18 protein-coding genes are annotated in these 19,666 nt (G+C 70.4%); 4 read left to right on the top strand and 14 right to left on the bottom strand.

Annotated elements, in window-relative coordinates:
• Window positions 1–19: 19 nt before the first annotated feature.
• Window positions 20–913, top strand: a complete 894-nt coding sequence (locus EKG36_RS14165; RefSeq protein WP_126485211.1) for a sugar nucleotide-binding protein — start codon at window positions 20–22, stop codon at window positions 911–913.
• The gene (locus tag EKG36_RS14160; protein WP_126485209.1) at window positions 910–1,668 is read left to right on the top strand and encodes a lysophospholipid acyltransferase family protein; all 759 of its coding nucleotides are present in this window, start codon (window positions 910–912) and stop codon (window positions 1,666–1,668) included. Before EKG36_RS14165 ends, EKG36_RS14160 begins: the two co-directional genes overlap by 4 nt.
• Before the next feature lie 74 nt (window positions 1,669–1,742).
• Here the strand turns inward: EKG36_RS14160 and fabB are convergent, their stop codons facing one another.
• Complete coding sequence (gene fabB / locus EKG36_RS14155) at window positions 1,743–2,960, bottom strand: beta-ketoacyl-ACP synthase I (protein WP_126485207.1); 1,218 nt, start codon at window positions 2,958–2,960, stop codon at window positions 1,743–1,745.
• A gap of 13 nt (window positions 2,961–2,973) precedes the next feature.
• Entirely contained in the window at window positions 2,974–3,489 is a 516-nt protein-coding gene (gene fabA / locus EKG36_RS14150) for a 3-hydroxyacyl-[acyl-carrier-protein] dehydratase FabA (RefSeq protein WP_126485289.1), read from the bottom strand.
• Window positions 3,490–3,723: 234 nt separating this feature from the next.
• Here fabA and EKG36_RS14145 point away from each other — a divergent pair, with 234 nt between their 5' ends.
• Window positions 3,724–5,607, top strand: coding sequence for a putative bifunctional diguanylate cyclase/phosphodiesterase (locus EKG36_RS14145; RefSeq protein ID WP_126485205.1), 1,884 nt, complete (start codon window positions 3,724–3,726; stop codon window positions 5,605–5,607).
• On the opposite strand, the gene EKG36_RS14140 is transcribed toward EKG36_RS14145, so the two are convergent.
• The 10 genes from EKG36_RS14140 to EKG36_RS14095 all read right to left on the bottom strand — a co-directional run bounded on the left by EKG36_RS14140 (window position 5,542) and on the right by EKG36_RS14095 (window position 14,634).
• The gene (locus EKG36_RS14140) at window positions 5,542–6,057 is read right to left on the bottom strand and encodes a DUF2878 domain-containing protein (RefSeq protein ID WP_126485203.1); all 516 of its coding nucleotides are present in this window, start codon (window positions 6,055–6,057) and stop codon (window positions 5,542–5,544) included. The two genes, EKG36_RS14145 and EKG36_RS14140, sit on opposite strands and share 66 nt — an antisense overlap.
• Window positions 6,054–7,322, bottom strand: a complete 1,269-nt coding sequence (locus EKG36_RS14135; protein ID WP_126485201.1) for an SAM-dependent methyltransferase — start codon at window positions 7,320–7,322, stop codon at window positions 6,054–6,056. The genes EKG36_RS14140 and EKG36_RS14135 overlap by 4 nt, the downstream gene beginning before the upstream one ends.
• Window positions 7,319–8,083, bottom strand: coding sequence for a DUF1365 domain-containing protein (locus EKG36_RS14130; RefSeq protein WP_126485199.1), 765 nt, complete (start codon window positions 8,081–8,083; stop codon window positions 7,319–7,321). Before EKG36_RS14130 ends, EKG36_RS14135 begins: the two co-directional genes overlap by 4 nt.
• Window positions 8,080–9,429, bottom strand: a complete 1,350-nt coding sequence (locus tag EKG36_RS14125) for an NAD(P)/FAD-dependent oxidoreductase (protein WP_126485197.1) — start codon at window positions 9,427–9,429, stop codon at window positions 8,080–8,082. Before EKG36_RS14125 ends, EKG36_RS14130 begins: the two co-directional genes overlap by 4 nt.
• Window positions 9,426–10,226 (bottom strand): SDR family NAD(P)-dependent oxidoreductase, encoded by an 801-nt coding sequence (locus EKG36_RS14120; protein WP_126485195.1) that lies wholly within the window; start codon window positions 10,224–10,226, stop codon window positions 9,426–9,428. The genes EKG36_RS14125 and EKG36_RS14120 overlap by 4 nt, the downstream gene beginning before the upstream one ends.
• Before the next feature lie 66 nt (window positions 10,227–10,292).
• Complete coding sequence (locus tag EKG36_RS14115) at window positions 10,293–10,733, bottom strand: nuclear transport factor 2 family protein (protein ID WP_126485193.1); 441 nt, start codon at window positions 10,731–10,733, stop codon at window positions 10,293–10,295.
• 27 nt (window positions 10,734–10,760) lie between these two features.
• On the bottom strand, window positions 10,761–12,179 hold the full coding sequence (gene phrB / locus EKG36_RS14110) for a deoxyribodipyrimidine photo-lyase (RefSeq protein ID WP_126485191.1): 1,419 nt from the start codon (window positions 12,177–12,179) through the stop codon (window positions 10,761–10,763).
• A gap of 13 nt (window positions 12,180–12,192) precedes the next feature.
• The gene (locus EKG36_RS14105) at window positions 12,193–13,107 is read right to left on the bottom strand and encodes a MerR family transcriptional regulator (protein ID WP_126485189.1); all 915 of its coding nucleotides are present in this window, start codon (window positions 13,105–13,107) and stop codon (window positions 12,193–12,195) included.
• 98 nt (window positions 13,108–13,205) lie between these two features.
• Window positions 13,206–13,580, bottom strand: coding sequence for a sirohydrochlorin chelatase (locus EKG36_RS14100; protein ID WP_126485187.1), 375 nt, complete (start codon window positions 13,578–13,580; stop codon window positions 13,206–13,208).
• 1 nt (window position 13,581) lies between these two features.
• Entirely contained in the window at window positions 13,582–14,634 is a 1,053-nt protein-coding gene (locus tag EKG36_RS14095; protein WP_126485185.1) for an NAD(P)/FAD-dependent oxidoreductase, read from the bottom strand.
• 89 nt (window positions 14,635–14,723) lie between these two features.
• On the opposite strand from EKG36_RS14095, the gene EKG36_RS14090 reads away from it, so the two are divergent.
• Window positions 14,724–15,629, top strand: coding sequence for a TIGR01777 family oxidoreductase (locus tag EKG36_RS14090; RefSeq protein ID WP_126485183.1), 906 nt, complete (start codon window positions 14,724–14,726; stop codon window positions 15,627–15,629).
• A gap of 81 nt (window positions 15,630–15,710) precedes the next feature.
• On the opposite strand, the gene rapA is transcribed toward EKG36_RS14090, so the two are convergent.
• Window positions 15,711–18,644: an RNA polymerase-associated protein RapA gene (rapA, locus tag EKG36_RS14085; protein WP_126485181.1), complete on the bottom strand. Its 2,934-nt coding sequence runs from the start codon at window positions 18,642–18,644 to the stop codon at window positions 15,711–15,713.
• 129 nt (window positions 18,645–18,773) lie between these two features.
• Window positions 18,774–19,574: a TlpA disulfide reductase family protein gene (locus EKG36_RS14080; protein WP_126485179.1), complete on the bottom strand. Its 801-nt coding sequence runs from the start codon at window positions 19,572–19,574 to the stop codon at window positions 18,774–18,776.
• Window positions 19,575–19,666 lie beyond the last annotated feature (92 nt).

Raw genomic sequence — 19,666 nt, 5'->3', positions numbered from 1 at the left:
CTAGCCGCTAGGAGTCGCCGTGAAGCTGTTGATCTTGGATGCCGGGCATTGCCTGAGCCTGGCGCTGGCCCGGGAGGCCAATCGCCGCAGTGACGTCGAATTGCTGATCGAGCCAGGCTTGGCGCTGACCGTGGCGCGCCTCGACGAGGTGCGCCCGGATGCCCTGGTGATCCCGCCTCTGTCGCGTCCGCTGACTGCCGACCCGGCAGCCGTGACGGCCCATGCCGAGGCCGTCATGGCCTGCATGGCGGCGTGTCGGGCCCGGGACGTCCCGCTGACCTGGTGCGTGTCGGACCAGCTCTACGAGGATGGCTTCGAGAGCCCCATCGACGAGCACGTGATCCCCGAGCCGCGTGACGAGGGCCTGCGGCAGCTGGTGGCGGCCGGCGACCGGATCCGCGCCGAGCTGCCCCGTCACCTCATCGTGCGCCTGGGACCGCTGTTCGCCCTCGAGGGCAGCCATGCCTGGCTGGGCGAGCTGCTCGATACCCTGATGGCGGGCGGTGACCTGCGCGCGGAATCCGACGTGATTTTCTGTCCGACCTCCGCCGATGCGGTGGCGATGGCGCTGATCGGCATGCTGCAGCAGCAGCACTGCGGCGCCGAGGCCTGGGGCAGCTATCACCTGGCCGGCACCGAGCCGGTCAGCGCCTACACCTTCGTCTCCATGGTGCGCACCCAACTGTCCACGCGTCTCGAGGGGCGTGGCGAGACGGTCGCCCTGGGCGGGGTCAAGGCGCTCAGCCACCACCACGACCAGCCGCTGCGCCGTGTGCTCAACTGCCGACGGGTGCTGAATGTCTTCGGGGTCCACCAGAAGCCCTGGCGGCTCGAGGTCGGCCGCATGCTGGATGCCTGGTGCCTGGCTCGGGATGACGACCCCGGGGCGACCAAGGAGGCCGACCAGGCATGAACCCGATTCGCAGCGTCATCTTCTATATCGGCTACGTCCTGGCCATGCTGGTCTGCGGCGTGCTGTTCCTGCCGCCGTCGCCCTTTCTGCCGCTGAAGTCCCGCTACCGGCTGCTCAACCTCTACAACCACTTCATCATCGCCTGGTTCGGCCTGGTGTGTGGCGTGCGCTATGACATCCGCGGCCGCGAGCGTCTACCCGACGGGCCCTGCGTGATCCTGGCCAACCACCAGTGCGAGTGGGAGACCGTCTACCTGCAGCTGCTCAAGCCACCGGTGTGTACGGTGCTCAAGCGGGAGCTGCTCAATATCCCGATCTTCGGCTGGGGGCTGCGCCTGCTGCATCCCATCGCCCTTGACCGTTCCAAGCCGGCCCGGGCGATGAAGCAGGTGCTGACCCAGGGCAAGCGCCGGCTGGAGAAGGGGCTCTCGGTGCTGATCTTTCCCGAGGGCACCCGCGTGGCGCCGGGCCAGCGGCGTCGCTACAACAAGAGCGGCGCGGTAATCGCCTGCCGAGCCGGCATGCCGGTGGTGCCGGTGGCCCACAATGCCGGTGAGCGCTGGCCCGGGCGCCACTGGGTCAAGCGGCCGGGGCGGCTGTCCCTGGTGGTCGGCGAGCCCATCGAGACCGCCGGCCGCAGCCCCGAGGAAGTGCTGGCCGAGACCGAGGCCTGGATCGAGGCCCGGCTCGACGAGATCTCCGAGGTCCCGCGTCCCCGCCAGGTGCCCGTCGGCCGCGAGACCGTCACCGGCTGAGTCGGGGGCCGCCGGCCGGAACGCAAGGAGGCGCCCCGGGGGCGCCTCCTTGCGTTGCACGGCGTTGCGCCGTATCAGTCGCGGTACTTCTGCAGCACCAGACAGGCGTTGGTGCCGCCGAAGCCGAAGCTGTTGGACAGCACCCGCTCGACCCGGGCCGCGTCGCGGCGCTCGGTGACGATGTCGAAGCCGTCGGCCTGCTCGTCCAGCTGCTCCACGTTGGCGGAGGCGGCGATGAAGTCATTCTCCATCATCAGCAGCGAGTAGATGGCCTCCTGCACGCCGGTGGCGCCCAAGGAGTGGCCGGTCAGCGACTTGGTCGAGCTCATGGCCGGCGTGGTGTTGCCGAAGACCTCGCGGACCGCCTTCAGCTCGGCCACATCGCCCACCGGCGTGGAGGTGCCGTGCGTGTTGATGTAGTCGATATCGCCGTCCACGGTGGCCAGCGCCTGGCGCATGCAGCGCACCGCCCCTTCGCCGGACGGGGCGACCATGTCGTAGCCGTCGGAGGTGGCGCCGTAGCCGACCAGTTCGGCATAGATCTTGGCTCCGCGGGCCTTGGCGTGCTCCAGTTCCTCGAGCACCAGCATGCCGCCGCCGCCGGCAATGACGAAGCCGTCGCGGGTCTGGTCATAGGGGCGCGAGGCCTTCTCGGGGCTGTCGTTGTACTGGGTCGAGAGGGCGCCCATGGCATCGAACAGGCAGGACAGGGTCCAGTGCTCCTCCTCGCCGCCGCCGGCGAAGACCACGTCCTGCTTGCCCATCTGGATCTGCTCCATGGCGCTGCCGATGCAGTGCGCCGAGGTGGCGCAGGCCGAGGAGATGGAGTAGTTGACGCCCTTGATCTGGAAGGGGGTGGCCAGGCAGGCGGAGACCGTGCTGCCCATGGTGCGGGTGACCCGGTAGGGGCCCACGCGGCGCAGGCCCTTCTCGCGCATGATGTCGGCGGCTTCCACCTGATTGGCGCTGGAGGCGCCGCCGGAGCCGGCGATCAGGCCGGTACGCTCGTTGGAGACCTGCTCGGGGGGCAGGCCGGCATCCTCGATGGCCTGGGCCATTGAGACATAGGCGTAGGCGGCGGCATCGCCCATGAAGCGGCGCAGCTTGCGATCGACCTGAGCTTCCAGGTCGATGTCGACCACCCCGGCCACCTGGCTGCGGAAGCCACGCTCGGCGTAGTCTTCCTTGAAGCGAATGCCTGAGCGCCCGTTCCGCAGAGCCTCGAGCACCTGTGTTGCGTCGTTGCCCAGGCAGGACACGATGCCCAGGCCGGTGACTACCACTCGTCGCATGGGAGCCTCCTGTTCAGAAATTCGCGGTGGAGGTGAACAGGCCAACGCGCAGATCGTTGGCCTGGTAGATCTCGCGGCCATCCACGGACACCGTGCCGTCGGCCATGCCCAGGATCAGGCGCCGGGTGATGATGCGCTTGATGTTGATACGATAGGTGACCTTCTTGGCCTCGGGCAGGATCTGGCCGGTGAACTTGACCTCCCCGCATCCCAGGGCGCGGCCACGGCCGGGGTGGCCCAGCCAGCCGAGGTAGAAGCCGACCAGCTGCCACATGGCATCCAGCCCCAGGCAGCCGGGCATCACCGGATCGCCGGGAAAGTGGCAGTCGAAAAACCAGAGGTCCGGATGGATGTCGAGCTCGGCGATCAGTTCGCCCTTGCCGTGTTCGCCACCCTCTTCATGGATGTGGGTGATGCGATCGAGCATCAGCATATTGGGTGCCGGCAGTTGGGCGTTGCCGGGGCCGAACAGCTCGCCACGGCTGCATGCCAGCAGTGCTTCGCGATCAAAGGAGTGTTGCTTGGTCACTGAATCGTTCCGAGTGTCGAGATGATTGTATGCCATGATACGGCATGCGACCGCCCAGGCGGCCCTGCCTAGTCTACTGTTCGCGTCCAGCGAATGCACGCCGGGGCCGATGTCGAGAACGCCGGCGCCTGGCCCGGGGTACAGTTCCTGGCGGGGCGGCCGATAGAGGCTCAAGGTCTTCTTGTCCCTGACCGGACGAGCCATTATCCATCTCCGTGAGTCGATTCCAACGCTATGTGGCCCGCCTTCTCGCTCAACCGCCCCTTGCTCTGGATCGCCCTGGCCGCCCTCTCGGCGAGCATCTGGCTGCCCGTGGTCGGGCTGCGCCTGGCCGCCGTCGGCCTGGTGCTCCTCGGCCTCTGGGACGCCTGGCGCCAGGTCCGCCGAGAGCACCTTCGTGCCCGCCTCGGCCAGGAGGCACTGTCGCTCACCGAGGAGGGCGTGATCGTCACCGATGACGCCAATCGGATCCTCGCCGTCAATCCCGCCTTCACCCAGATCACCGGGTACGACCCATCGGAGGTGCGTGGCCTCAACGCCGCCACCCTCTCCGCGCCGCGCCACGACAAAGCGTTCTTTGCACGGTACTGGCAGACCCTGCAGAGCACCGGGCGCTGGGAGGGCGAGATCTGGAACCGTCGCAAGCAGGGCGACGAGTACCCCGAGTGGCTCAAGGTCAAGGCCATCACCGACGACCAGGGAAGAGTGCGCCACTATGTCTGCCTGTTCTCCGATATCTCGCTGCGCAAGGCTCGTGAGCGAGACCTGCGGCGCATCGGTTTCGAGGATCCCCTGACCGGCCTGCCCAATAGGCGCCGGCTGCATGACCTGCTCAGCTCGCGACTGCGCCACCTGCTGGCCGGCGAGAGCCTCGACATGGCGATCATCGACATCGACGGTTTCAAGGAGGTCAACGACGGCTTGGGGGTCGAGCTCGGCGATCGCCTGCTCGCCCGTGTCGGCGAGCGCCTGGCGGGGTATGTGGCGGGCGGCGTGGTGGGACGCCTGGGCGGCGACGAGTTCATGGTCATCCGCACCACCACCTTCGACGACCACGACAACTGGGTGGCCGGTCTGCAGGCCCACCTGGGCGAGCCCTTCGAGCTCGAGCGCCACTCGCTGCGCCTGGGCGTGACCATCGGCAGCTGCCGAGCCCCGGAGGACGGTCGCGACTCCGGGGTGCTCTTCCAGCGCCTGGAATCGGCGCTGTACACCGCCAAGCGCAACGGCCGCAACCACTGCCAGCGCTTCCGCCCGGCGCTGGACGTCCAGGACAGCCCACAGCTCGGCCTGGTCAGCGAGCTGCGCCACGCGCTGGCCACCGGCGGCCAGCTCGAGCTGCACTACCAGCCCCAGTATCGGCTGGACGATGACTCCATGGCCGGGCTCGAGGCCCTGCTGCGCTGGCGCCATCCCCGGGACGGCATGATCTCGCCGGGGGACTTCATTCCGCTGGCCGAGCGGCACGGCCTGATGGCTGCCCTCGGCAACTACGTGATCGACCAGGCCCTGGCCCAGCTGGCCCACTGGCGGGGCCAGGGCATGCCGGAGGTGCCGGTGTGGATCAACATCTCCGCCATGCAGCTGTTCCAGGGCGACCTGGAAGCGGCGCTGGCCACCGGACTGGCGCGCCACGGCCTGCCGGCGGGACGGCTGGGCCTGGAGCTGACCGAGTCGGTGCTGCTCGACGAGCGTGCCGGCGACGTCGCCCCGCGCCTGGAGGCGCTGCGCGACCGGGGCCACCCGGTGGCCATTGATGACTTCGGCACCGGCTATTCGTCGCTGGGCTATCTCAAGCACCTGCCGCTGGACAAGCTCAAGCTCGACCGCGCCTTCGTGCATGCCCTGCCCGACGACCAGGCCGATGCCGCCATCGTCGTCGCGGTGCTGGCCATGGCCAAGGGACTCGGCCTCCAGGTGGTGGCCGAGGGCGTGGAGACGCCGGCCCAGGCCGACTTCCTGCGCGCGGCCGGTTGCGAACTGGTGCAGGGCTTTCTCTATGCCCGGCCGCTGACGGTCGAGGCGCTGGAGGCGCACTGGCAGGCGCGCTCCTCAGCCGGCCCGCATGCGGGCAGCGCTCGCGGCGTGCCCGAGCCGGTGGCACAGCCACAGGCATAGCCCCGCCCAGACCAACGCCTCGACCGCGAGCAGCCAGGGGGCCAGGTCGACGCCGGCCAGACGCGCCCCGGCGAGGTAGGAGAGCGGCCCGCTGGTGGCGCCGCCGAGGACCGCCAGCCAGGGACGGCGCCACAGCCAGGCCAGCGAGTGGTGCAGCAGGCTGGCGAACAGCGGCCACAGCAGCCACAGCCAGGGAGGCAGCAGGCCCAGCACCCGGGGCTCGGCGGCGAAGCGAAAGCCACCGGCCAGGGCCAGGCCGCCATCGATGACCAGTCCCAGCGCCGCGAAGCCGATCAGCCAGCGCCATTCCCCTGCTCGGGCCAGCCAGCGCAGGTGCAGCGCCAGTACCAGCGCCACCACGGCACCGCCCACCAGGCTGCCGCCCAGCACGCAGGCGAACCAGCCGAGCTGGAAGCCCGCCAGGTTGGCGAGCAGTCGGGCGGTGGTCACACCTGCCCCGTCAGCGGGGCCGGCCGGGCCCCGGGCTTGGCCAGCAGCAGGTGGCAGGTACCGATGCTGCGCTCGAGGAAGCCCCCCTCGCAGTAGCACAGGTAGTAGCGCCACATGCGGATGAAGCGCTCGTCATAGCCCAGGCGTCGGACGGTATCCAGGTTGGCCTCGAAGCGGTGGCGCCACTCGCGCAGGGTGCGCGCATAGTGGAGGCCGATCTCGTCCAGGGCCAGCAGGTTGAGCGAGGTGCGCCGGGTCAGGGCGTCGAGGATGGCCCGGTGGGAGGGCAGGAAGCCGCCGGGGAAGATATAGCGCTTGATGAAGTCCATCTCGCGCTTGGCGGCCTCGAAGCGCTGGTCGCGGATGGTGATGGCCTGCAGCATGGCCAGGCCGTCGTCGGTGAGCAGGCGATCCAGGGTGGCCAGGTAGGTGTCGAGGTACTGGTGGCCCACCGCCTCGATCATCTCCACCGAGATCAGGCGATCGTAGCGACCCACCAGCTCCCGGTAGTCCTGCTTGAGCAGGGTGACGCGGTCCTCGAGGCCCTCCGCCTCGAGCCGCCGGGCGGTGTGGGCGTACTGCTCCTCGGAGATGGTGGTGGTGGTGACCCGGCAGCCGCGGGTACGGGCCGCATGGATGGCCAGGCCGCCCCAGCCGGTGCCGATCTCCAGCAGGTGGTGATGGGCGCGGACGTCCAGCCGGTCGAGCATCAGGTCGAGCTTGTGGGTCGAGGCCTCTTCCAGGCTGGCGCCGGGGTGCGGGAAGACCGCGCTGGAATACATCCAGTGCTGGCGATCGAGGAAGGTCGCGAAGAGCTCGTTGCCGATGTCGTAGTGGGCGGCGATATTGCGCCGCGAGCCGCGGACGGTATTGCGCTGCAGGCCATACAGGGCGCCGAGCAGCCAGCGGCCGAGACGCGCCAGGCCACCCTCCATCTCGCCATTGATCCGCTCCAGGTTGGCGGCGAACAGCCGTACCAGGGCCACCGGGTCGTCGGCGTCCCAGTCGCCGTCCATGTAGGCCTCGCCGGCGCCCACGGTGCCCCCCAGCGCCACGCGCCGCCAGACTCGGCTGTCGCGCACCACCAGGGTGACCCGCAGGTCGCCGCCACGGCCCAGGTGATGGCGCTGGTGGCCCTCGATCAGGGTGATGTCGCCTCCCTCCAGACGGTCGAGCTGCTTCAGCAGGCGGGGCTTGAGCCAGCGGGACAGTCGGTCGCCATCGGCCGGCAATGGTTGAGCATTGGCGGTGCGCAGGGTGTTCACGGCGATGTCTCCTCGCGGTGGGGGTGGGCATGCAGGGGGACGCGCTTGAGCCACAGGCGCAGCGCCTCGAAGTGGATGCCGGCCAAGGTCTTCAGCGCCATCCACGGCTGACGGGCCAGGGTGGCGACCAGCACGCCGCGGGTGGCGGGGCGCGCCTCGAGGGTCAGGGTGGCGTCGAAGTGGCGGGCCTCGCCCTGCCAGGTCTCCATGTGCATCGTCAGCGCCTCGCCGGGGGCGTTGAAGCACCAGCGATAGCGCATGTCCATGGGATTGAAGGGGGAGACATGCATGGCCTTGTCGAACTCGGCCCGGTGGCCATGCCGCCGCGGTTCCACGGTACAGGCGTAGGTGGTGCGTTCCCCCCAGGGGGTGTTGCTGACCTCGCCGAGCAGGGCACGCAGCTCGCCGCGCGCGTCGTAGGCGTAGTACAGCGAGACGGGGTTGAAGCCCACTCCCAGGGTGCGCAGCTGGGTCAGCAGGCAGATGCGCCCGTCCGGTGCGCTGCCCAGCTGGCGCTGCAGCTCGCCGCGCACGGCATCCTTGAGGGGACGGTCGTGAGGCGCCAGGTAATCCTCCCGACGGAAGCGCGCCAGGGCCGGGCGGCGGGCGCTGAAGCCAGGCACGCCGTCGAACAGCTCGGGTAGCTCGTCCAGGTCGAGCCAGGCCATCCACAGCCGGTAGCGGAAGGCGTGGTGTCGCGGCAGGAAGCGCCGATGGCGCAGCCAGCCGCGATAGATGCGGGAGCGCGGTGCGGCGTTCATGCCGGGATCTCCAGGTCGGCGAGGCGCGGGCCCGCCGCGCTCGACGCCTGTTCGTCGCAGCCCAGGGAGTGGGCCACGCGCAGGGCGCTCCACACGCCATCCTCGTGGAAGCCGTGACGCCAGTAGGCACCGCAGAAATGGGTGCGCTGCGCCGGCGTCGAGATCTCGTCGTGACGCTGCTGGGCACGCTGGCCGGCCAGGGTGAACTGGGGATGGGCATAGGTGTAGCGTCCCAGCACCTTTGCCGGATCGATGCTCGCGCCGTCGTTGAGGGTCACGCAGAAGGTCTGCGGGGCCGTGAGGCGCTGGAGGATATTCATGTCGTAGGTCACCGAGACCCGGGCCGCCTCGCCGCGACCGTCAAGTCGATAATTCCAGCTGGCCCAGGCCCGGCGCCGTCGCGGCAGCATGCGGGTATCGGTGTGCAGGACCACCTCGTTGTCCTGGTAGGGCATGGCGCCGAGGATCTCCCGCTCGGCGGAAGAGGCATCCTCGAGCATTGCCAGTGCCTGGTCGGCATGGCAGGCCAGCACCACCTGGTCGAAACGCTCCTCGCCGTCGGCGCTGCGCAGCCGAACTCCCTCCGTCTCGCGGCGGATCCCCAGCACCGGCGTGGCCAGCCGGATGCGCTCGGCGTAGGGCGCGGTCAGGGCCGGGATGTAGGCCCGCGAGCCGCCGACCAGGGTGTGCCACTGCGGCCGATTGGTCACCGAGAGCAGGCCATGATGGTGGAAGAAGCGCACGAAGAAGTGCAGCGGGAAGGCCCGCAGGTCGCGGATACTGGCCGACCAGATCGCCGCGCCCATGGGCAGCAGGTAGCGGCACTGGAAGTCGCGGCCGAAGCCGCCGTCATCGAGGTATTCGCCGAGTGTCAGCCCCGCCGGCAGGCGCTGCTCGAGCAGGTCGCGGGTCGCCTGGCGGTTGAAGTGCAGGATGTCGCGCAGCAGGCCGTGGAAGCGCGGGCGCAACAGGTTGCTGGGCTGGGCGAACAGGCTGGCCAGGGTATGGCCGTTGTACTCGAAGTCCCGGGCGGTCTCGTGGACCGAGAAGCTCATCTCGGTGGGCTGGCTGGCCACGCCCAGGCGCTCGAGCAGTCGCCGGAAGTGGGGGTAGGTCCAGTCGTTGAAGACGATAAAGCCGGTATCGATGGCGTACGTGCGACCGTCGACGGTCACGTCCACGGTGGCCGTGTGGCCCCCCAGCCGGGACTCGGCCTCGAAGAGGGTGACCTCGTGGCGGCTCGACAGATACCAGGCGGCGGTCATGCCGGCGATGCCGCTGCCGACCACGGCGATGCGTTGGGCGGCATTCCGCTGGGCATGCAGGGGCGAGAAGAGCTGGGTCATGAGCGGACCTCCCGGGGGGCGGCATCGTGATCGCGGGTCAGGCGACGGCCGAGGCGGAAGCGCAGCCCCGGCGACAGGCTGCCCAGCAGCTTGAGCAGCAGGGTGAAGCGTCGCGGGAAGTGGATGTCCAGGCGATGGGCGGCGAGGCCGGCGAGGATGGTCTCGGCGGCTCGCTCGGCACTCACCCGCATCGGCATCGGGAAGTCGTTGCGGTCGGTGAGCGGTGTCTTGACGAAGCCGGGATGGATAAGGCTGACGTCGATCCCCTCTCCGGCCAGGTCGAGGCGCAGCGATTCCAGAAAGTAGCTCAGTGCCGCCTTGGAGGCGCCGTAGGCCTCGGCCCGGGGCAGCGCCAGGTAGGCCGAGGCGCTGGAGGTGGCGGCGAGCAGGGGGCGGCCCCCCTCGGCCCGGGCCCGGCGAAGCAGCGGCAGGGCGGCCTCCACGCCATACAGGGCGCCGAAGACATTGGGGGCGAAGACCCGCTCGACGAGGGCGCTATCGAAGTCACGGGCGTCCAGATACTCGCAGGTCCCGGCGTTGAGGATCACCAGGTCCAGCCCGCCGAAGCGGGCCTCCAGGCGTCGCCCGGCGGCCAGCACGGCCTGGCGGTCGGTGACATCCAGGGGCAGCAGCAGGGCATTGTCTTGATTGCCGGCCAGTTCGGCCAGGGCCTCGGGACGGCGGGCGCTGAGCGCCACTCGATGCCCCTGCGCCAGTAGGCGCTCGGCCAGGGCCCGGCCGATGCCCGAGGTGGCCCCGGTCAGCCAGATGCGTTGCGTTGCGTGCGGTGCCGTCATGTCGTCTCCCGAGGCTCCTGGGGGTGTCCCTCCCCCTGGTGGTACGCGGGAAACGATGGTCTGGATTCACCGTCCCGCGCGTCGCTTGATCACGCCTATCAGTTTTCCGATCACCGGCAGGTGCTCGTAGAGCAGGGCGCCGGCGTCGAAGTAGTCCCGGTGCCGGCAAACCCGCCCCGAGCCGTCGGCGGCGAAGGTCAGCCGCGAGCAGCCCGGTACCGTGATCTCTCGCCCGCCGGCCAGGCGGGGGTGCGCCAGGTGCAGCGTCCAGGAGACGAAGGCGTGGTCGTCCTGGCGAAGGCGATCGTGAAAGTCGAAGCGACACGCTGTCACGTTCTCGTACAGGGCCGTGAAGTAGGCTTCCAGCGCCGGCAGCCCGTCTATCCGGTGAAGCGGGTCGAAGAATTCCACATCACGAGTGTATACCTTGTATAGCTTTTCTGTACAGGTTTTGTCCAGCTTGTTGTAGAAGGCGCAGAAGGCCTCCAGGGAGGGGTCCCGGTTCATGACGCGATCCTCGGTGGTGGGGCGAGCTCAGCGCTCGGTGGACAGGCCCTTGAAGGCTGCCAGCGCCCGGGCCCGGGCGGCCTTGTGCTCGATGATGGGGGCGGGATAGTCGAGACGGGCCAGCAGGTCATCGCCGGGGGCATGGCGTGCCTTGGCTGGCAGGGGGGCCAGCTCGGGCAGCCACTCGGCCAGGAAGCGGCCCTCGGGATCGAAGCGCTGAGACTGGGTGATGGGGTTGAAGATCCGGAAGTAGGGGGCGGCGTCGGTGCCGGTGGAGGCCGCCCATTGCCAGCCGCCGTTGTTGGCGGCGAATTCGCCGTCCACCAGGTGGCGCAGGAAAAAGGCCTCGCCGCGGCGCCAGTCGATCAGCAGGTGCTTGGCGAGGAACATGGCGGTGACCATGCGCAGGCGGTTGTGCATCCAGCCGGTGGCCACCAGCTGGCGCATGGCGGCGTCGACGATGGGGTAGCCGGTGCGCCCCTCGCACCAGGCACGGAAGCCCGGCTCGTCGTCTCGCCAGGGCAGCGCCTCGGTGTGGGCCTGGAAGGCTCGGTGGCGACAGACCCGGGGGAAGCCCACCGCCACGTGCTGGTAGAACTCCCGCCAGATCAGCTCGCCGACCCAGGCCGTGAGGCCGGCATCGCCATCGGCCAGGGCGCCGTCGTTCTCGGCGAGCACCGCCTGCAGGCACTGGCGGTGAGAGATCATCCCCAGCGCCAGGTAGGGCGACAGCTCGCTGGTGCCGCGAATCGCCGGGAAGTCGCGCTGGTCGGCATAGTGGCGGCCGCGGAAGCGCAGGAAGCGTTCCAGGCGGTCGGCGGCTGGTCCCTCGCCGGCGGGCCAGCGTCGGCCGTCCACCGGGGTGTCCGCCAACTCGGGGAGCGCCGGCAGCGGCTCGGCGGCAATGGCCAGGCGCGTCTGGGGAACGGGCGTCTCGCGCAGGGCCAGGCGTTCGGCGGTGACCTGGCGGTGCCAGGCCCGGGCAAAGGGCGTGAAGACCCCATAGTAGTCGCCCTTGCCGGTGAGCAGCTCACCGGGAGCGAAGGCCACGGCATCGTGGTGGCCGGTGGCGGCGAGGCCGGCGGCGCGGAAGGCCTCGACCACCCGGACGTCGCGGCGGGCCTCGTTGAGGGGGTACTCGCGGTTGAAGTGCAGCGCCGCGGCGCCGACCTCCCGGGCCACGGCGAGCAGCGTCTCGGGGACCGCGTCGAAGGTGTCGGCCTCCCGGTGCAACAACGGGATGTTCAGTCCGTCCAGGGCCTCGGCCAGGGCGGCGACGCCGCGGTGCCAGAAGTCCAGCTTGTTGGCGCCGTGACCGTGGGCCCGCCACTGAGCGGTGCTGCGCAGGAAGACGGCCACCACGGGCCCCCGCTGGGCGGCCGCGGCCAGGGCGGTGTTGTCGTGGATGCGCAGATCGCTGCGGAACCAGACCAGGGTAGGTGCCATGGGACGCTCCCGTTCAGGCTGCCTGAGTGAGGGATTGCAGGCGGGTCATGGCCCGAGGCAGGTCGTCGCCGAGAACTTCCACCCCGGTGCCGTTCAGGTCGGCTTCGCGGATGCGCGCGACGGGGCCGCACAGGGTCAGGGGGACGTCGAGCTGTTCGGCCAGTCGGGGCAGCTGGCGGCGTATCAGGTCCGCCTTCTCGGCCCTGCCGCTGGCCAGCAGCAGGGCATCGGCGTGAAAGCGCTCCACGGCCAGCGGCAGCTCCTGTACCGGCAGGGGGGCGTCGAGGAGCTGGACCCGGTAGCCCCGATCGCTGGCGGCAAGGGCGGCGAGCAGCCCCCAGAGGGGACCGCCATCGTCGGGCATCGGCACGATCAGCACCAGCGGCCCGGCGGCCACGGGGTTGGCATGGTAGAGCCGGGTGCCAATGCGGGTGCGCAGGAAGGCCTCCAGGGCCCGGCGCTGCAGGTCGGCGCCGAGGCGCTCGTCCCAGCCTTCCTCCAACTCGCGGATCACCGGCTGCCAGAGCTCGTCGATGCAGGTCGCCACCGGGTAGAGCGACAGTCCCTGGTTGAACAGCGCCTCCAGGCGGGCCAGGTCCAGGGCCTCGGCGGCGGCGATCAACTGGCGACGCTGGCTCTCCCAGTCCCCGGCGGCGGGGGGCGGCGCCTCCACGGCGTCCGGCTGTTCGAGCAGTTCGCGAACCTGGCTGACCGGCACGCCGCGGTTGAGCCACTGCAGGATCCGCTCGACGCGCTCGATGTCCTCCCGTGCGTACAGGCGGTGCCCCTTGGGCGTGCGTCGCGGACGAATCAGGCCGTAGCGGCGCTCCCAGGCGCGCAGGGTCACCGCATTGACGCCGGTCAGGCGGGAGACCTCGCGAATCGGATAGAGCGGCGTATCGGCCGGGTGGTTCGCCTGATCGCTCATGCGCGCCTCTGTCTCGGTGGTGGGGGCGGTGGCCGGTGGATGTCGCGGCCATGATGGACAATTTTGTACAAAAAATGCGTTGATGTACAACACGTCCGTCAGGGCGCTTCTCCCGCCTGTTCGGCGACCACCGCCGCCAGGGCGTCGACGAAGGCCGGATGCTCGCCCACTGGCGGCAACAGCGTCAGGGCAAGGTGCGGATGGGCCTCGCCCAGGGCGGCCACCTGGCCGGGGACATCCTTGCGCAGGTGGCGGCCGGCGGCGAAGAACAGCGGCAGGATTTCGGCCCGCTCGATACCGGCGGCCTCCAGCTCCGCCACCGTGCTCTCCAGCGAGGGCTCGCAGAGCTCCATGTAGGCCAGGCGTAGCGGGGTGGTCAGCCGGTCAGCCAGGGCCGAGGCCAGGTTCTCGAAGGGGGCTCGCCAGTTGGCGTCGCTGGAGCCGTGGGCCAGCAGGATGAGGGCGCTGCGCATGTCAGGGAATCTCCGTTGCATGGGGGATGGGGGGGCGGCAGGCCAGGGCCCGGCCCAGGCGATGGCCCGAGAGCCAGGCATCCTCGACGCGGGCGTCGCGCCAGGCATCGCCGCACAGGGCCAGGCCGCTCTCGCCCTGGCGAAAGTCGGGGAAGCCGCTTCCCGGCAGCGCCGCCGGCTGGGCGAAGCGCCAGCGGTGAGCGCCGCTATGGCGCGGCATGGGTAGGGTGACCCCCTCGGGCAGGGCGGCCTGCAGGGCGTCGAGCAGGCGGGCACTCACGCTGCCGGCGTCCTCCTCCAGTCGCCGCTCGCTCCAGTCCAGCCGGGCCAGCAGGGTGAGGCTCTCGCCCTGGGCCTCGCGCCCCGGCTTGGTCTGGTTGCGGGTGACCAGGCGCAGCGGGCCCTCGGCCAGTTCCAGCACCTGCCAGTCGGTCGCCAGTCCCGGCAGTGGCGGCAGGGGGGCGTCGAACCGGGCCCAGCCGGCCCAGCAGGCCCGCTGGGGAATGCCGCGGCAGGCCTCGGCCAGGTCGGCATCGTGAGGGGCGACCAGCGCCTCCGCCTGGGGCGCGGGCAGCGCCAGCACGACCGTCGCGAAGAGGCCATGCCGGGTTCCCGCCTCGCTGATCAGGCGCCAGCCATCGTCGGCATTTTCCAGGGCGACGATCCGGGTCGCGGTGTGCAGGGGCAGGTCGCCGGCCAGGTGACGCAGCAGGGCGCTCATGCGAGGGGTCCCGGTGAAGCGAGGCCGGTCGTCGCTCCGTCGGCTGGGGCGGCCGGTGGTCAGCCGCCAGACGACCGCCGGCCAGGGCGCCACCACGCCGGCCCGCTGCCAGGTTGCGACCTGTTCACCGAAGTCCGCGTCGCGCACACTGAAATACTGGGCGCCCAGCTCGACCACCGCGCCGGTCAAGTGGCGGCTGGACATGCGGCCGCCCGGGCCGCGGCCCTTCTCGAACACCGTCACCGGGCGGCCGGCGTCGGCGAGCGACCGGGCGCAGGCGAGGCCGGCGATGCCGGCGCCGATGACAGCAGTGGAGTCGGGGTGCGGGATCATGGCAGTCTCATGCAGTGATCGGGATTTACCGCTAGACTAGCAGACGTGTACAACAGCTGTATAACACCAGGATGCAGGGGAGGCGTCGAATGCGTGTATTGATCACCGGAGGCAGTGGGTTCGTCGGGCAGGCACTGTGCCGGCGACTCGAGGAAGCCGGCCATCGCCTGCTGGTGGTGTCCCGCGATCCGGACGGTGTCCGTGATCGTCTGCCGGCAGGCACGGACATCCGCCGCTCGGTGCTCGACTTCGTCGACACGCCCCCCGATGCCCTGGTCAACCTGGCCGGCGAGTCTATCGCCGCGCGGCGCTGGAGCGATGCCCAGAAGGAGCGGTTGATCGATTCGCGGGTCAACGTCACTCGCGATCTGGCGATGCTCTGCGAGCAGCTCACGGCCACCCAGGGGCGAGCGCCGGCGGTGATGGTCTCGGCCTCCGCCATGGGGTTCTATGGCGATCAGGGCGAGCGTGTGGTCACCGAGGAGACGCCTCCCCACGACGAGTTCGCTCACCGGCTGTGCAAGCGTTGGGAAGAGGTGGCCGGCGAGGTCACGACCTTCGGCACCCGGCTGTCGATCCTGCGCCTCGGGCTGGTGCTGGACGCCGGCGGCGGTACCCTGCAGAAGATGCTGCCGCCCTTCAAGCTGGGGCTGGGGGGACGTTTCGGCCATGGCCGCCAGTACATGCCCTGGGTGCATCGCCAGGACCTGGTCAGCATGATCCTCTTCTTGATCGAGCGGGACGACCTGGACGGCCCCTTCAACGGCAGCGCGCCGAACCCGGTGACCAACGCCGAGTTCACGCGCACCCTGGCCCGCCACCTGCACCGGCCGGCGGTGTTGCCGGTACCGGCCCTGGTACTGGAGAGCGCCTTTGGCGAGATGTCGCGGCTGTTGCTGACCGGCGCGGACATGCGCCCTCGGCGGCTCGAGGAAGTCGGCTTCGTGTTCCGCTTCCCGACCCTGGACGAAGCCCTGGCGGACATCCTCGGCTGAGTTCGCCGCCGGGGCTGGCCGATATGCCACAGGCCGCGCCGGCAAGCTGCCGCCGCGGCCTGTGGCGGAACGGGCCGAGGCCTAGCGAGTGGTCTCGTCGACGGTGACGATGACCCGCACGGCGTCGAGGCGCAGCCGGGTGCCCTCGATGGCCGCATCCAGGGCGGCGCGCTCCTCGCGCAGGGCGGCCAGCTCGTCCTCGCGCACCGCGGGGTTGCGGCGGGCCAGGGCCTCCAGACGGGTCAGCTCGGCGTCGAGCTCGTCGCGCATGCGCCCCTGGGCGGCCTCGACGATGCTCGGCAGCTCCCGCTCGGCCTCGGCCTCGGCACGGTCGAGCAGCTCGCGCAGCTGGTCGTGTCGGCTCTTGATCAGGTCCCGGGCCACCGCCTTCTTGACCTTCTGCAGGTTCTTCGAGAGGCCGGTAAAGGAGACCTTGGCGGTGAGGTTGGCGCCGGACTCGTCGAGCAGCACCCGCACCGCAGTGGGCGGCAGGAAGCGGTTGAGATGCAGGCGCTTCGGGGCGGGGCAGTGGGTCCGGAAGACCAGCTCGGCCATCAGCCGGCCGCCGGGAATCGAGGGATGCTTGAGCAGGGCCAGGGCGGTGTTGCCCATGGTGCCGTCGAGGATCCGCCCCATCATCTCCCGGGTCAGGGGATGTTCCCAGGACAGCCGCTGGACGTCGTCCCGGGCCAGGGCGCGCTCCCGGGAGAAGGTGGCCGAGAAGCCCTCCTCGCCCTTCACCAGCCCTGGCAGGCCGTCGAGCATCTGCGGGCTCGGCTGCAGGTGCTGGATGCCCCCGCCGAGGTCCTTGCTGTCGACCCCGAAGATGTCCAGGGCCTGATCCAGGTAGCGGGTCAGCGCCTTGTCGGCATCCAGCTCGCGGACCGCGGCGATGGTCGCCTCGGCACGATCCGCGCGGCAGGCGTTGAGTTCCAGCAGGCGGTTGCGGCCGGCGTCGCGCTCCGCCAGGCGGCTGTCGAACAGCTCGCGAGTCTCGCCGATCACCTCGTCGAGGCTCTCGTCGTCGAGCAGGGCATCGGCCAGGGCATCACCGAAGGCCTCGAAGATCTCGCTGCCCAGGCCGTGGGGCGTGCTGAAGGCATCCATGCCCTCGTGGTACCAGCGCAACAGCTGCTCGCCGGGACTGCCCGCGAACACCGGCACATGCAGCTCGATGGCGTGGCGCTGGCCGATGCGGTCGAGGCGGCCGATGCGCTGCTCCAGCTGGTCCGGGTGCAGCGGCAGGTCGAACATCACCAGGTGACGGCAGAACTGGAAGTTGCGGCCCTCCGAGCCGATCTCCGAGCACACCAGCACCTGGCAGCCATCCTCCTCGTCGGCGAAGGCCGCCGCCGCCCGGTCGCGCTCGACCAGCGACAGGCCCTCGTGGAACACCGGGGCGTGGACGCCGCCCAGCACTCGCAGGCCCTCGGCCAGGCCCAGGGCCGTCTCCCAGTCATGGGCGATGACCAGCACCTTGTCGTCGCCGAGCTCGGTGAGCCGCTCGAGCAGCCAGGTCACCCGCGGGTCGAACTGCCACCAGGGCTCGGTGTTCAGGGGATCGTCGGCCAGAGCCCGGTACATGGTGTCCAGATAGACCAGCACCTCGGGGTGGTCGAGGCCGGTCTCGATCAGCAGCTCGTCCAGATAGTCCTCGTCCCGCGCCAGGCGGCGCAGCACCCGACGATAGGAGGAGGGCAGCTCGAGGTGGGCGACCTGCAGCCGACGCTCGGGGAAGCCGCCCACATGGCGACGGCTGTTGCGAAACATCACTCGGCCTGTGCCGTGGCGGTCCAGCAGCTGGTCGCGCAGCTGGTCCCGGGCCGCCTCGTGCTGCCCGGGGGCGCCCTCGGCATTGGCCAGGGTCTCCAGCAGGGCGAGGCTATCGGGGTCGTCGATCACGGCGGCGACGGCCTCTCGGTCGGTCGCCTCGCCGGGCAGGCGTTCCAGGGCATCGATGGCGGCGGCCACCTCGACGTAGTGGCGCTCTTCCTCCTGGAAGGCGGCGAGGCTCTGGTAGCGGTCCGGGTCGAGCAGGCGCAGCCGGGCGAAGTGGCTCTGCTGGCCCATCTGCTCCGGCGTCGCCGTGAGCAGCAGCAGGCCGGGGGCCGTGGCGGCCAGGCGCTCCACGCAGCCGTAGCCGGGGCCGACCGTCTCGTGCGACCACTCCAGGTGATGGGCCTCGTCGACGATCAGCAGGTCCCAGGCGCAGGCCTCGGCCTGGGCCTGGCGATGGGGGTTGGCGAACAGCCAGTCCTGGCTCGCCAGCACCAGCTGGCCGGCCTCGAAGGGGTTGCCGCTGCCGTGGGCCAGGCTCTGCTGCTCGTCGAGCAGGGTGACCTCCAGCGAGAAGCGGCGCAGCAGCTCCACCAGCCACTGGTGGGTGAGGCTTGCCGGCACCAGGATCAGCGCCCGCTCGCCGCGCCCGGTGAGCAGCAGGCGGTGCAGGATCAGGCCGGCCTCGATGGTCTTGCCCAGGCCTACCTCGTCGGCCAGCAACACCCGCGGGGCATGGCGGCGGGCGACCTCGTCGGCGATGTAAAGCTGGTGCGGGATCAGGTCGATGCGCGGGCCGGCCAGGCCCAGCGCCGGATTCTGCTCGACCCGGTGATGGTGGTGCAGGGTGCGGAAGCGCAGGTCGAACCAGTCGTTGCGGTCCACCTGGCCGGTCAGCAGCCGGTCGCGGGCCTGGTCGAACTGCATGGTGTCGGCGAGCTTCGCCTCGGGCAGCTCGCACAGCTCGCCGGCATCGCTCTCGCCGATGTAGACGATCAGCCCGCCGACCTCCTTGCTGTCGTCGACGGTCATCTGCCAGCCTTCGGCGCACTCGATACGGTCGCCGCTGCCGAAGATGACCCGGGTCAGGGGGGCGTGCTGGCTGCTGTAGGTTCGGGTTTCCTGGCTGGCGCCGAAGAGGACGGTGACGCTGCGGGGGTCGCAGTTGAGGATGGTGCCCAGGCCGAGTTCGGCCTCGCCATCGCTGATCCAGCGCTGGCCGGGAGAGAAGTCGCTCATGGTGCCTCGGGGATGCTTGGGATCGGTTCTCGCGCCGCTGGCCACGCCCGGCCCCGCGGCGACAGGGCGCGGTATCTTACAGCAAACCCCGGCGCGGCTTAAGGGCCTGTGACGCGAATCCCCCGGCGCTCACTCCGCGTCGAGCCAGGCGGCGAGGGTCGCCCGGGGCACTTCGCCCACGTGCTGGGCCCGGGCGCGGCCCTCGGCATCGAACAGCAGGGTGGTGGGCAGTCCCGGGGCGCCACTCGCCACCAGCACCGACTGGCGCGGGTCGAGCAGGGCGTGCTCGAAGGCGAGCCCCTGATCGTCAAGGTAGCGGACCACCGGCAGCAGGTCCTCGCCCTGGTTGATCACCACCACGGTGACGTCGTCCCGGGCATCGGCCTCGGCCAGCAGCGGCATCTCGCGCCGGCACGGCGGGCACCAGGTCGCCCAGAGATTGATCACCACGGTCTGGCCGGTGAGGGAGGCCAGCGCAACCGGTTCCCCCTCGAGGTTGTCGAGGGTCAGCTCGGGGAGCTCGCGCAGGGTCATGCCGCCGCCCAGCGGCGCCAGGGTCACCAGCGCCAGCCACAGCAGCGAGGCGCCGAGCGTCAGCCCCAGGGCGCCGAGCATGGCGCCGAGGTGATGGCGCAGCGTCCAGGCGCTCCAGGCCAGCGCGGCCAGCAACCCCCAAAAGGCATGATAGCCCGGCTGCCAGAGCTTGAGGGCATCCAGCGGCGCGTCGAGGTAGCTGGGCAGGTGCAGGGCCACGTGGCCGACCCGGGCCCCGGCGAGCCAGACGAGCATTAGCCCCTGGAGCCAGCGGGCGTGGTGCCGCCGGGGCAGGCCGAGCAGGAAGGCACTGGCCGCCAGCAGCAGCAGGGCGGCGGCGAGGGCATAGAGGCGCGGCAGGGGAATGAGCACGGGCCCCAAGGCGATGGCGTCCATTCGTGATGGGCTCTCCCGAGAGTCGGGTTCGGCGCCCTGCGCCGGACCGGTTACACTGGATACATTCGTTTCGCCAAGCCTACTGCCGGTGG

Source organism: Halomonas nitroreducens (genome assembly GCF_003966155.1).
In the GTDB taxonomy this organism is placed as follows: domain Bacteria; phylum Pseudomonadota; class Gammaproteobacteria; order Pseudomonadales; family Halomonadaceae; genus Halomonas; species Halomonas nitroreducens.
Note: the sequence above shows the minus strand (reverse complement) of the source record. Positions and strands in the feature narration are given on the sequence as shown.